Source organism: Pseudarthrobacter sp. NPDC092202, assembly GCF_044755505.1.
Classification (GTDB): domain Bacteria; phylum Actinomycetota; class Actinomycetes; order Actinomycetales; family Micrococcaceae; genus Arthrobacter.
The window spans coordinates 608,639-620,438 of sequence record NZ_JBIVRG010000001.1; the positions used below are offsets into that span (position 1 = coordinate 608,639).

The 11,800-nt window shown below is 67.5% G+C and carries 11 protein-coding genes; 7 read left to right on the plus strand and 4 right to left on the minus strand.

The window, feature by feature from the left end; translation table 11 throughout:
- Positions 1-7: 7 nt before the first annotated feature.
- The gene (locus ACIQF4_RS02875; RefSeq protein ID WP_400514281.1) at positions 8-1,390 is read right to left on the minus strand and encodes an amino acid permease; all 1,383 of its coding nucleotides are present in this window, start codon (positions 1,388-1,390) and stop codon (positions 8-10) included.
- A gap of 255 nt (positions 1,391-1,645) precedes the next feature.
- Here ACIQF4_RS02875 and ACIQF4_RS02880 point away from each other — a divergent pair, with 255 nt between their 5' ends.
- Genes ACIQF4_RS02880 through ACIQF4_RS02900 form a run of 5 tightly spaced genes read left to right on the plus strand, consistent with a single transcriptional unit; the run spans position 1,646 to position 7,539 of the window.
- Positions 1,646-2,356: an NrtR DNA-binding winged helix domain-containing protein gene (locus tag ACIQF4_RS02880; protein ID WP_350002626.1), complete on the plus strand. Its 711-nt coding sequence runs from the start codon at positions 1,646-1,648 to the stop codon at positions 2,354-2,356.
- Complete coding sequence (nadA, locus tag ACIQF4_RS02885) at positions 2,353-3,657, plus strand: quinolinate synthase NadA (protein ID WP_350002625.1); 1,305 nt, start codon at positions 2,353-2,355, stop codon at positions 3,655-3,657. The genes ACIQF4_RS02880 and nadA overlap by 4 nt, the downstream gene beginning before the upstream one ends.
- Before the next feature lie 35 nt (positions 3,658-3,692).
- Positions 3,693-5,471 (plus strand): L-aspartate oxidase, encoded by a 1,779-nt coding sequence (locus ACIQF4_RS02890; protein ID WP_400579833.1) that lies wholly within the window; start codon positions 3,693-3,695, stop codon positions 5,469-5,471.
- A complete protein-coding gene (gene nadC / locus ACIQF4_RS02895; RefSeq protein ID WP_400514286.1) occupies positions 5,464-6,381 on the plus strand; it encodes a carboxylating nicotinate-nucleotide diphosphorylase in 918 nt (305 codons plus the stop codon). Before ACIQF4_RS02890 ends, nadC begins: the two co-directional genes overlap by 8 nt.
- Positions 6,382-6,384: 3 nt before the next feature.
- Positions 6,385-7,539: a cysteine desulfurase family protein gene (locus tag ACIQF4_RS02900; protein WP_400514288.1), complete on the plus strand. Its 1,155-nt coding sequence runs from the start codon at positions 6,385-6,387 to the stop codon at positions 7,537-7,539.
- A gap of 33 nt (positions 7,540-7,572) precedes the next feature.
- Here the strand turns inward: ACIQF4_RS02900 and ACIQF4_RS02905 are convergent, their stop codons facing one another.
- The gene (locus ACIQF4_RS02905; RefSeq protein WP_400514290.1) at positions 7,573-8,235 is read right to left on the minus strand and encodes a DUF1684 domain-containing protein; all 663 of its coding nucleotides are present in this window, start codon (positions 8,233-8,235) and stop codon (positions 7,573-7,575) included.
- A 157-nt stretch (positions 8,236-8,392) separates the two neighbouring features.
- Here ACIQF4_RS02905 and ACIQF4_RS02910 point away from each other — a divergent pair, with 157 nt between their 5' ends.
- Both ACIQF4_RS02910 and ACIQF4_RS02915 read left to right on the plus strand, forming a co-directional pair.
- Positions 8,393-9,199, plus strand: coding sequence for a hypothetical protein (locus ACIQF4_RS02910; RefSeq protein ID WP_400514292.1), 807 nt, complete (start codon positions 8,393-8,395; stop codon positions 9,197-9,199).
- A 73-nt stretch (positions 9,200-9,272) separates the two neighbouring features.
- A complete protein-coding gene (locus ACIQF4_RS02915; protein ID WP_400514293.1) occupies positions 9,273-10,079 on the plus strand; it encodes a transglutaminase family protein in 807 nt (268 codons plus the stop codon).
- Positions 10,080-10,091: 12 nt separating this feature from the next.
- Here the strand turns inward: ACIQF4_RS02915 and ACIQF4_RS02920 are convergent, their stop codons facing one another.
- Together ACIQF4_RS02920 and ACIQF4_RS02925 are read right to left on the minus strand one after the other, a co-directional pair.
- Positions 10,092-10,574: a MarR family transcriptional regulator gene (locus ACIQF4_RS02920; protein WP_350002618.1), complete on the minus strand. Its 483-nt coding sequence runs from the start codon at positions 10,572-10,574 to the stop codon at positions 10,092-10,094.
- On the minus strand, positions 10,574-11,683 hold the full coding sequence (locus ACIQF4_RS02925) for an LLM class flavin-dependent oxidoreductase (RefSeq protein WP_350002617.1): 1,110 nt from the start codon (positions 11,681-11,683) through the stop codon (positions 10,574-10,576). The genes ACIQF4_RS02920 and ACIQF4_RS02925 overlap by 1 nt, the downstream gene beginning before the upstream one ends.
- Positions 11,684-11,800 lie beyond the last annotated feature (117 nt).

Below are 11,800 nucleotides of genomic sequence, written 5' to 3' on the forward strand. Positions count from 1 at the left end.
AATTACTCTACCTGCCAGCCCGTTGCGTGAGCCGGGCGCCCAGCGCGCAGGCCAGCGCGATGCCGCCAATGAGTGCAAAGGTGCTGAACAGCTGGATGCGGCTGCCTTCAGCGCTGAAGCCCACGGCGAAAATGACGGCCAGGAGCGCCAGCCCCAGGATGGTCAGGCCGGGAAAGCCCTTCATCCGGAGGGGCAGGTGCGTGCCGGCGCGGTCGGCGCGGCGGCGAAGGATCAGCTGCGATACGAGGGCGCTGCCCCACACCACCAGGCAGGTGGACCCCACCAGCTGGAACAGCGCCGGCAGGATCCGTTCAGGGAAGAGGAGTTCCAGGACTGTGGCGATAAACCCGAAGGCTACAGATACGCCGACGGCCAGCACAGGGACGTTCGCGCCGTAAAGCCGAGTCAGGAACCGGGGCGCGGCGGAGCGCTGGGCGAGGGAGTAGGCCATGCGTGAGGCCCCGTAGAGGTTGGCGTTCAGTGCGGACAGGAGCGCGACGACGGCCACCAGGGTGATGGCCGCCCCGGCACCGGGGATGCGGGCGGTGTCCAGGACGCCGGCGAAGGGTGAGGAAAGGCTTTGGGATGTTGCCGGAAGGACCGCGGCGATGACGAAAACGGAGCCGATGTAGAAGACCAGGATGCGCCACACCACAGTACGGATGGCTTTCGCCACGCTCCGCTCGGGGTCTTCGGTCTCCGCTGCGGCGACGGACACAATCTCGGTGCCCCCGAACGCAAAGATGACCACAAAGAGCGCTGAGGCAATGCCGCTGAGGCCCTGCGGGGCGAAATCAGTGGTGAGGTTGGACAGTCCCGGCGAGGCCACCTCCGGCAGCAGGCCCAGCAGCAGGGCTGCGCCCACCGCCAGGAACAGCACGATCGCGGCCACTTTGAGGATGGCGAACCAGAACTCGAACTCGCCGAAGTTGCGCACCCCGGCAAGGTTGATGCCGGTGAAGAGCACCATGAATGCCAGCGCCAGGGCCCAGACCGGAAGGACCGGCCAGACGGAGAACAGGAGGGCAGCCGCCCCAAGGGCTTCGGCGGCGATCACCACCACCAGCTGCAGCCACCACAGCCATCCGATGGTGGCGCCGGCCGTCTTGCCCAGGGCGCGTTCGGCATAGACGGAAAAGGCGCCGCTGTTGGGATTCGCGGCCGCCATCTCGCCCAGTGCCCACATGACCAGGATGATGAGCGTCCCGGCCACCAGGTACGAAACGAGGACGGCCGGGCCGGCCGCCTGCACGCCGGCGCCTGAGCCCAGGAAGAGACCCGCGCCGATGGCGCTGCCCAGTCCCATCATGGTGAGCTGCCGGGGCTTCATGCTGTGGACGGGGTGCAGGGGGTTTCCTTTGGGACGGGCTGTGGTGGACTTCGTCGTCATAGTGCCGTGAACCTTCTTGGGGTCTCGATGGTGGCGCCTTGTGGGCCCACTCGAATTTACCGCCTCCACCGCGTTGGCGGTATTCGGCGCAGCGGTGGGCGTTCGTGCAGCACGCGATGGAAGCCGGCGGCAGGGCCGGAAACATTTGGCATTTCCACGGCGCATGCCCGTACAATTAGTTTTGGTCAAAGTGACCATAACTAGATTGCGCGCCCTTCCGCAGAAAGGGCCCGGCTGCCAGGAAGGCGGTGGACCATGTACTCCAGTTCGGCAAACGTGTCGGAGCGCCAGGCGGCCCCTCCTTCCCTGGCCATCTCCACCGTCATCTTTGCCCTCCGGCCCAGTGAAAGCTCGGGCCGGCCTACGCTTTGGCTGCCCCTGGTCCGCCGGATCAGGGAGCCCTTCAAGGGGCTCTGGGCGCTGCCCGGCGGCCCCCTCAGCCACTCGGAGTCCCTCCAGGACGCCGCATCCCGGAACCTGAGGGAGACCACCGGGCTCGCCCCCAGCTACCTGGAGCAGCTCTACGCTTTCGGTGGGCTGCACCGCTCACCCACCCAGCGGGTGGTTTCCATCGTTTACTGGGCCCTGGTCCGGCCCACAGAAGCCGCGCTCGCCGACGAGTCCGAGAACGTCCGGTGGTTCCGGGCGGACCGGCTCGGGGAACTGGCCTTCGACCACAACGCGATCGTGGAGTACGCGTTGTGGCGGCTGCGCAACAAACTGGCCTACGGCTCCGTGGCCTACCACCTGCTGGGGGAGTACTTCACACTGGCCCAGGTCCGCGAGGTTTACGAGGCAGTGCTGGACCGCGAGCTTGATCCGGCAAACTTCCGGAGGCAGCTCAAGTCCACCCCCGAAATAGAAGAGACCGGCGAATACCTCCAGGGCGGCAAGCACCGCCCCCCGCGCCTCTACCGCTTTACCGGCCGGCCCGGCCTTGACCCAGACAACAGGAGCACACTATGAGCAGCGTCAACACAGCCATCCAGCTGATCACGCGCGAGCAGGCCGAAAAAGGCGCGACGGCGGCAGGCAGCACCTGCAGCCCCGCCCTGGCCAAGGGCCCGTGGGACTACGACCTCGCCGAGGCGCTCGCCGGCATTCCCGCCTACGGACCCGGCGCTTCCAGTGCAGATGTTGCGCCTGCCGCGACCCCGCGCCAGGGCCAGTTGCCGGAGGAGTACAAGCTCGCCAGCGACGCCGAGTTGAGCGAACGCATCCTGGCGGCAAAGGCCGCCCTGGGTGACCGTGCCGTTATCCTGGGCCACTTCTACCAGCGGGACGAAGTGATCCAGTACGCCGACTTCGTGGGGGACTCCTTCCAGCTGGCCAACGCCGCACTCACCAGGCCGGACGCGGAAGCGATCGTGTTCTGCGGTGTCCACTTCATGGCGGAAACCGCTGACATCCTGTCCGCACCGGACCAGGCGGTCATCCTTCCCAACCTTGCGGCCGGCTGCTCCATGGCAGACATGGCGGACGCCGACTCCGTGGCCGAGTGCTGGGAGCAGCTCGTAGAGATCTTCGGCACCGAGCCCGACGCTGAAGGCCGGGTCCCGGTCCTGCCCGTCACCTACATGAATTCCTCGGCCGCCCTGAAGGCGTTCTGCGGTGAGCACGGCGGCATTGTGTGTACGTCCTCCAACGCCAGGACCGTGCTTGAGTGGGCGTTCCAGCGTGCCCAGCGCGTGCTGTTCTTCCCCGACCAGCACCTGGGCCGCAACACCGCCAAAGCCCTGGGAGTGCCGCTGGAGCAGATGCCCATGTGGAATCCGCGCAAGGACCTCGGCGGCAACGACGAACAGGCGCTGCTCGATTCCAGGGTCATCCTCTGGCACGGGTTCTGCTCGGTCCACAAGCGCTTCAACGTGGGACAAATAGAGAAGGCCAGGAAGGACTTCCCCGGCGTCCAGGTGATTGTCCACCCCGAGTGCCCCATGGACGTCGTGGACGCCGCCGACTCTGCCGGCTCCACCGACTTCATCAAGAAGGCGATCGCCGCGGCCACGGAGCCCACCACGTTCGCGATCGGCACCGAAATCAACATGGTGAACCGGCTTGCAGCGGAGTACCCGCAGCACACCATCTTCTGCCTGGACCCGGTGATCTGCCCCTGCTCCACGATGTACCGCATCCACCCGGGTTACCTGGCCTGGGTGCTGGAGGAACTGGTGGCCGGCCGGGTGGTCAACCGCATCACCGTAGCGGAGTCCGTCCAGGACCATGCCCGGACCGCCCTCGAGCGCATGCTCGCCGCCAGGCCGTAATGAAAGCCGAGCCCCTTGTGCCCCGTGGGCCCGTGATGCCAGGCCACCGCCGGCTGGTGGTCATTGGCAGCGGCATTGCCGGACTGTACGCGGCGCTGCTGGCAACAGACGCCGACGCCTCCGTGGTTCTGCTGACAAAAGGCGGGCTGGACCACAGCAACACCTGGTATGCCCAGGGCGGCATCTCGGCCGTGCTGGATGAACCAGCCCCGGGTGACACCGCAGCGGCCCACATCACCGACACGCTCCTGGCAGGCGCCGGGCACTGCAACGCCGACGCCGTCCGGCTGATGTGCACGCAGGCCCGGCACGACATTGACGGCCTGCAGCGCTTCGGCGTGCACTTCGACCTGCAGGCCGCCGGGCGCCCGGGACTCGGGCTGGAGGCCGCCCACTCCGCGCCCCGCATCCTCCACGCCGGCGGCGACGCCACGGGCGCGAAAGTGGCCGCTGCCCTCATCCAGGCGGTGCTTTCCCGGCAGGCGGCCGGTGTCCTGACGGTCATCACCGGTGCACACGCCACCTCACTCCTGCACGGCGACGGCACCGTCACCGGGGTGGAATACCTGCAGGACGGGAAGAGGGCAGAGCTGCGTGGGGACGCCGTCCTGCTGGCAACGGGAGGCGCCGGCCGGCTGTTTGCCCAGACCACCAACCCCGCAGTGGCCACCGCCGACGGCCTGGCGCTCGCGGTGCGCGCCGGAGCAAGGACAGCGGACCTGGAATTCTTCCAGTTCCACCCCACCTGCCTGGTCCGGAACGCCGTGCCCACCTCCGCGGGCCTTGCCGGCGAGCCGCTGCTGATCTCTGAGGCTGTCCGCGGCGAAGGGGCAGTCCTCGTTGACGGCAACGGAAAGCGCTTCATGCGGGCATACCATCGGGACGCGGAGCTCGCCCCCCGGGACGTGGTCTCCCGCAGCATAGCCCTGCACCTGGCCAAGCTCGGCGACCCCAACGGCCACGTATACCTTGACGCGCGCGTCATCGAGGCGGCCAGGGGTTCCGGTTTCCTGGCCCGGCGGTTCCCGACCCTCACCGAAAAAACCCTCGCAGCCGGCATCGACTGGACCCGGGACCTGGTCCCCGTGGCCCCGGCAGCCCACTACTGGATGGGCGGCATACTCACCGACCTGCACGCCCGCACCAGCCTCCCCGGACTCTACGCCGCCGGCGAAGTCGCGTGCACGGGCGTCCAAGGGGCAAACCGGCTGGCCAGCAACTCCCTCCTCGAGGGACTCGTCTTCGGCCGCCGCGCTGTTGAGGACTTCCTCTCCGGTGACTTTGGCTGGGGGTCGCCTGAGGGCGCCCCTCCGCATGCTAGGTCGGCCGCGGGCGGCCTCCCCTTTACGCATGCTTCCGGGGCACCCTCAGGCGACCATTTGTCCGTCACCTTCCCTGCAGGTTCAGCTGGTGCGGTGGCCGATTCGGTTGCGCCAGGTGGGAGCCTGCCGGCCAGCTTCGGTGGGGGCGGAGGTATGGAAACCCCGTTCTCCCGTGATGCTCTTCGCCGGTTGATGACTGCCAAGGCCGGGGTGCTTCGGAATGGGGTGCTTTTGGGGGAGGCGGCGGAAACTCTTGGCCGGTGGGCCGCCGTCGTTCTTCCCGGAACTGCAACCGCCGGGGCGGACCCTCGGGACCATGAGGACCGCAACCTGCTGCTGGCCGCCCAGCTGCTGGTGGCTGCCGCCCTGGAACGGACTGCGTCCCTGGGCGCCCATTACCGGAGCGACAGCCCTACTGATGCCGCCGGCATTGCTGACGAACTCCAAGAACACTCCCGCCTGCGCCCGAAAGCGAGCCTTGTCCGTGACTGAAAACTCCGTGATTGCACCCGTGGCGGCCAGCGCCGCTGGTCTGGACCTCACCCTGCCGGCGACTCCCGTCCGCGAGATACTGGAGCGCGCCTTCGCCGAGGACGCTCCGGGCGGGGACATTACTTCCCAGCTGCTCATTCCCGCCCGCGCCCGCGCCACGGCGGTCCTGAACGCCCGCGTGCCCGGGGTCTTCAGCGGAGCCACCGTCTTCCGGGATGCCATGCAGCTGGTGGATCCCGGCACCGAGGTGGAGCTGCTGCTGGCGGACGGGGACAGGTTCGACGCCGGCACGCACCTTGCGCGGGTCAGCGGACGGGCACGCTCGGTCCTGCTCGCCGAACGGGTCGCCCTCAACCTCGTTCAGCGGATGTCCGCGATCGCCACCAGGACCGCCGAATTTGTCCAGCTGGCCGAGGGGACACGGGCCAGGATCACCGACACCCGGAAGACCACCCCCGGCCTGCGGATCCTGGAACGGTTCGCTGTGCGGTGCGGGGGAGGCGCGAACCACCGGTACAGCCTCTCCGACGCAGTGCTGGCGAAGGACAACCACCTGGCCGTGATGACCGGAGGGGACCCCGCCAGGCTGACGGAGCTGCTCCGGGCGGCCAAGGCCCAGCTGGGGCACACCACCCACTTCGAAGTCGAGGTGGACCGCATGGACCAGATCGAACCTGTCCTGGCCGCCGGCGTGGACACCATCATGCTGGACAACTTCACGCTGGACGAGCTCCGCCAGGGTGTTGCCCTGGTGGCAGGGCGGGCCCGCGTGGAAGCAAGCGGCAACGTCAACCTCAACACGGTCGCAGGAATTGCCGCGGCCGGGGTTGACGTCATCTCCATCGGTGCCCTCACGCACACGGTGGCCGCCCTGGACCTTGGCCTGGACGTGGAACTGACAGCCGGGTAAGCCGTGATTTTCCTTGACGCAGCCGCCACCACCCCGGTTCGCCGCGAGGTGCTGGAAGCCATGTGGCCATACCTGACCGGTGACTTCGGAAACCCCTCCAGCCACCACACCCTTGGTGAGGCCGCCGCGCGCGCCCTCGCCGCTGCGCGCGATTCGGTGGCCGCTGTCCTGGGCTGCCGGCCGGGTGAGCTGACCTTCACGTCCGGCGGAACGGAGGCGGACAACCTGGCCGTCAAAGGCATTGCTTTGGCGCGGCAGGCTGCCAACCCGAAGCTTGACCGGGTGGTGATCAGCGCCGTCGAACATCCGGCCGTGGAGGAATCCGCACGCTACCTGGAACGCTTCCACGGATTCACGGTGGACGTGGTGCCCGTGGACGGGACAGGACTGGTGACGCCTGAGGCCTTTAGTGCGGTCCTGCGCCCGGAGACCGCACTGGCCAGCATCATGTACGCCAACAATGAAGTGGGAACCGTACAGCCGGTGGCCGGGCTGGCAGCGGTTGCGCGCCAGGCTGGAGTTCCGTTCCACACGGACGCGGTGCAGGCGGCGGGATGGCTCCCCCTGGACTCCAGGACGCTGGGCATTGATGCCATGAGTATTTCGGGCCACAAGCTGGGGGCCCCCAAGGGCTGCGGCGTGCTCTTTGTCCGGGGCCGCACCAGAATCGAGCCGCTCATCCACGGCGGCGGCCAGGAACGGGGCCGCAGGTCTGGGACGGAGAACGTGGCAGGTGCCGTGGGCATGGCCGCGGCGCTGGCGCTGGCGCAGGCCGGCCAGGAGGAACAACGACGACGTGTTGCGGCCCTGCGCGATGGCTTCATCAACGCCGTGCTCACCGGCGTGCCGGGCGCAGTCCTTACCGGGCATCCGTCCCGGCGGCTGCCGTCCGTAGCGTCCTTCTGCTTCCCGGGAACCAGCGGGGAATCGGTGCTGCTGGAACTGGAACGCCAGGGGGTGGTGTGCTCCAGCGGATCAGCATGCGCAGCCGGGTCCGACGCCCCCTCGCCTGTCCTCACAGCACTTGGTATTGAACCCGAGGTGGCCCAGACGGCGGTCCGCTTCAGTTTTGATGCGGCAGTCACGGAGGAGGACCTCAACGCCGCGGCGGGGGCGGTCAGCCACGCAGTGGAGAGCGTGCGGGCGCTCGGCGGCTAGCCCCGCATCGTCCCAGGCCGTTGCCCACAGGGGTCAGTACAGCTCGCCGACCGGAATCTCCACAGCCAGCCGGTTGGACGGACCGGGCAGGGGACACGCCCAGGCCTCGTTGTAGGCGCAAGACGGGTTGTAGGCGAAGTTGAAGTCAAGGACGAAAGCGGCGTCCGGGCCCGTCCCGCTGACCCCGTGGAACGCGCCCTTGATGGTATCGAGCAGGTACCGGCCGGCGCCGTAGCTTCCGCCGGGCTGGCCGGCCGTCGCGTCCCGGAAGGGCACGAAAATGCCGCCGCCGTATCCCCGAAGCTTCCACACAGCCAACTGCCCCATCTCGGGGAGATCGAACGTCCCCAGCCGCACGAAGTTGACCACCCCGTCGGTTCCGGTTTCCACGCTCATTTCCCGGCCCGCACCCTCCTTGGTCAGCGGGACGTGGAAACGGTAGATGGGATCATAGTCAGCCGTCTTAAGGCCGGAGAATCGCGCTTTATCCGTTGCGGACAACGCGGAGGCCGGGTGCGTGGCAAAGAGAAGGTCGCGCTGGTGGCGCCAGTAGGAATGTGCTTCCGCCGGGCTTTCCACGGAGAGTTTGCGGACATTGTCGTACAAGGCAAAGGTCCGCAGCCGCCAGTCAGCAATGTCGACGGCGGAGATATCCGCCGGGTTCTCTTCGGCTGCGCCGTGCTGGATGTCCGCCATAGCACCAGCCTAGTCCCCGGGACCGGCGATGCCCTCCGACCGCGACACGCACCGCTTTTGCCCGGCGCCGTCCCGTCGTTTTTGGCGGCGGGGGAGCGGCAGGAAACGCCGCTCCCGGCCACGTCCCGCCGCTGCCCCATCCCGTTAGGCTGGCTGCATGAGACGCATCGCATCAGCTGGGGTACTGCCCGGAGCCGCCGTGCTCCTGGCCGGCGCACTCCTCGCCGGCTGCTCCACCCCGTCAGGCAGCGGGCCCGCATGGACAGCGGAGCCCAGTGACTCCGGCGCCACCGCCACGGCTTCACCGGATGGGTCCGCAACAGCTGGGCCATCCTCCGGTGCCACGGCCGCTGCGTCCGCTTCCGCAACAGCCGGGCCTGCCGCCACAGCCTCTGCGTGGAAGACCTTCTCCGATCCGGCTAAGACCGTTGTGTTTGACCTGCCCGAGTCCTGGATAGCGCAATCGGTCCCTCCTGAGGACGGAACCCTGCCCGGTGCGTTGAAAATCGAGGTGAAGAAGCCGGACGGCACTTTCGTGGCGGCGCTCCGGACGGGACTCCCGCCGTCGTCCGCTGACTGCCCGGCGGACGCCCGGCGGCCCTACACGGTGCTCAGCAGCGTGCCGGTGGAGCTGTCAGCTGAAGGCGGGGAGGGGACCATTCCGCCCAGGGTGGTGTTCCGGGCAATCCAGGGATACCGGTTCTTCGGCTCCTACGGCATCACAAACATCGTGGGCGGTGCCGACGGACAGGCCTGCGAACTGCGCAACATCGTCCGCGGGCCGGCGGACAAGGGCGACTACTCCTTTGGCGACCTTGTGTCCGTCAGGGCCTTCGCGCCCGATGAGAAAGTGGCGCCGGCCAAAGCATTCGACACCCTTGACCAGGCCGCAACGTACGCCAGCGAGAGTGCTGACTTTGCCAACGTCCAGCGGATGCTAATGTCTCTGGAGATCAAGAACTAGCCCCCGTTCCCTGCCCGCATCCCCGGCCGGGACAAGCGGCGGCTTCTTTCCTGCCGACACCCCCCGGAGAGTCATGGAACGCACCGTTTCCGCACGCCTGGTCTTCAAGACCGCCCCCAACACCAAGGTGGCCATGGCCATAGCCGCCGCCAGGAACACCGGATACTCGTCCTTCGAGGAAAGCCTGTCCATCACGGCCGGCGGCGGGCAGGTTCCCGTGAGCGAGGTTCCGGACCACCACGGAGGCCGGCTCCACTACATGGAGTTCGCCGAACCGTCCGAGGTGGTGGTGGAGTACTCCGCGACGGTAGCGGGCCGGGCCCGGCCGGAAGAAGTCGGGCTGGCTGACCGCATCCGCTACGTCCGGCCCAGCCGCTACGCGGAGTCGGACCGCCTCCTGCCCACCGCCTACGCAGAATTCGACGGAGCCGCCGGCGGGGAGCTGCTGCACGCCGTGCGGAACTGGGTGAACGGCGAACTGCGGTATATCAGCGGCTCCTCCCGCGGGACGGACGGCGCGGTGGAAACCCTCCTGAGCCGCCGCGGTGTCTGCCGGGACTTCGCGCACCTGGCCATTGCCTTGCTGAGGTCCAAGGACATCCCGGCCCGCCTGGCTGCCGTGTATGCCCCCGGCCTGAGCCCCATGGATTTCCACGCCGTCGCAGAGGCCTACGTGGAAGGCGGATGGCACGTGATCGATCCCACGGGGCTGGCCCCGCGGGAGTCAATGCTGCGGATCACGGCCGGCCGGGACTCAGCCGACACGGCATTCCTATCCACGGTGGGCGGAAGCCTGACGTTGAGCCAGATGCAGGTCACGGCCGTGGTCAACGGCACCCTGCCCGTCGAAAACCCCGCGAAGCTGGTGGCCCTGGGCTAGCGGAGGCCTGGGCTAGCGGGAGTCCTGCCGGGGCTGCCGCTGGTCCAGGGAACTGCGCAGCTTGGCGGTGAGCCGCATGAGTTCCTTCTGTTCCGCCGGCGTCAGCGCGGGGACCATCAGTTCGGAGATGTCGCGCACATGCTCACGCCCAATCTCCTTCTGGAGTTCCCGCCCCTCGTCAGTAAGTTTCAGGAGCACACCACGGCCGTCCTCAGGCGCCGGCATCCTCGCGACCAGCCCGCGCTTCTCGAGCCGCTCCACCAGCCTGCTAAGGCTCGACTGGCTCAACAGGACGTTGTCGTTGAGTTCGTTGAGCCGCAGCCAGCCGGACGGACAGCGGGACAGGGTGAACAGGACGTCGTACTCGTTGACGGCCAGCTTCCGGAAGGCCGGGCCGGACTGCAGCTTCCGCATCACCGCAACCTGGGCACGGAACAGCGACTCCCAGGTTTCTGCGGCGAGCCGCACCGGCGACTCCGCGCTCTTGCCGGCCATCACGCGTCCGCGGCGGACTTTTCCGCGTCCTGGGCGGCGAGCAGTGCGGCCACCCGGCCGGCGTGGGTTGGCGGTTCGGGAACGTGGGCCGGCTTGCGGGCCGCGTACTCCTTCCGCAGGACGGGCAGGACCTCCTCGCCGAACAGGTCCAGCTGCTCCAGCACGGTCTTCAGCGGCAGGCCCGCGTGGTCAATCAGGAACAGCTGGCGCTGGTAGTCGCCGAAGTACTCCCGGAACGTCAGGGTTTTCTCGATGACTTCCTGAGGGCTGCCCACAGTGAGCGGTGTCTGCGAGGTGAAATCCTCAAGCGAGGGACCATGGCCGTAAACAGGCGCATTGTCGAAGTAGGGGCGGAACTCATTGACGGCGTCCTGCGAGTTCTTCCGCATGAAGAACTGTCCGCCGAGGCCCACGATGGCCTGGTCTGCCTTCCCGTGGCCGTAGTGCTCGTACCGTTCACGGTAAAGGCCGATCAGCTGCTGGTAGTGCTCCTTGGGCCAGAAGATGTTGTTGGCGAAGAAGCCGTCGCCGAAGTACGCCGCCACTTCGGCGATCTGCGGCGTGCGGATGGAGCCGTGCCACACAAAGGGGGCAACGCCGTCGAGCGGGCGGGGCGTGGACGTGAAGTTCTGCAGCGGCGTCCGGAACTTGCCGGACCAGTTCACGGTGTCCTCGTCCCACAGCTTCCGCAGGAGGCTGTAGTTCTCGATGGCCAGTTCCACGCCGTCCTGGATGTTCTTGCCGAACCACGGGTAGACGGGCGCCGTGTTGCCGCGGCCCAGGACCAGGTCAACACGGCCGTCTGCCAGGTGCTGGAGCATCGCGAAGTCCTCGGCGATCTTGACCGGGTCATTGGTGGTGATCAGCGTGGTGGCCGTGGACAGCGTGATGCGTTCCGTCTGCGCGGCGATGTAGGCGAGGGTCGTGGTGGGGGAGGAGGAGAAGAAAGGCCGGTTGTGGTGCTCGCCGAGGGCGTAGACATCCATGCCGATTTCCTCGACTTTTTTGGCGATGGCCACCGAGGCCTTGATGCGTTCGTTCTCGGTGGGGGTCTGCCCCGTCGTGGGGTCTGTGGTGATGTCGCTGACGCTGAAAACACCGATCTGCATGATGTGCCTTTCCCTTCCTGGACTCTCCGGGCTTGGTACCAGTGTAGTCCAATTTAGATGCATTTGCATCTATCGGGAGGTACAACGCATCCCGGATGGAAATATTCCTTGAGGGCC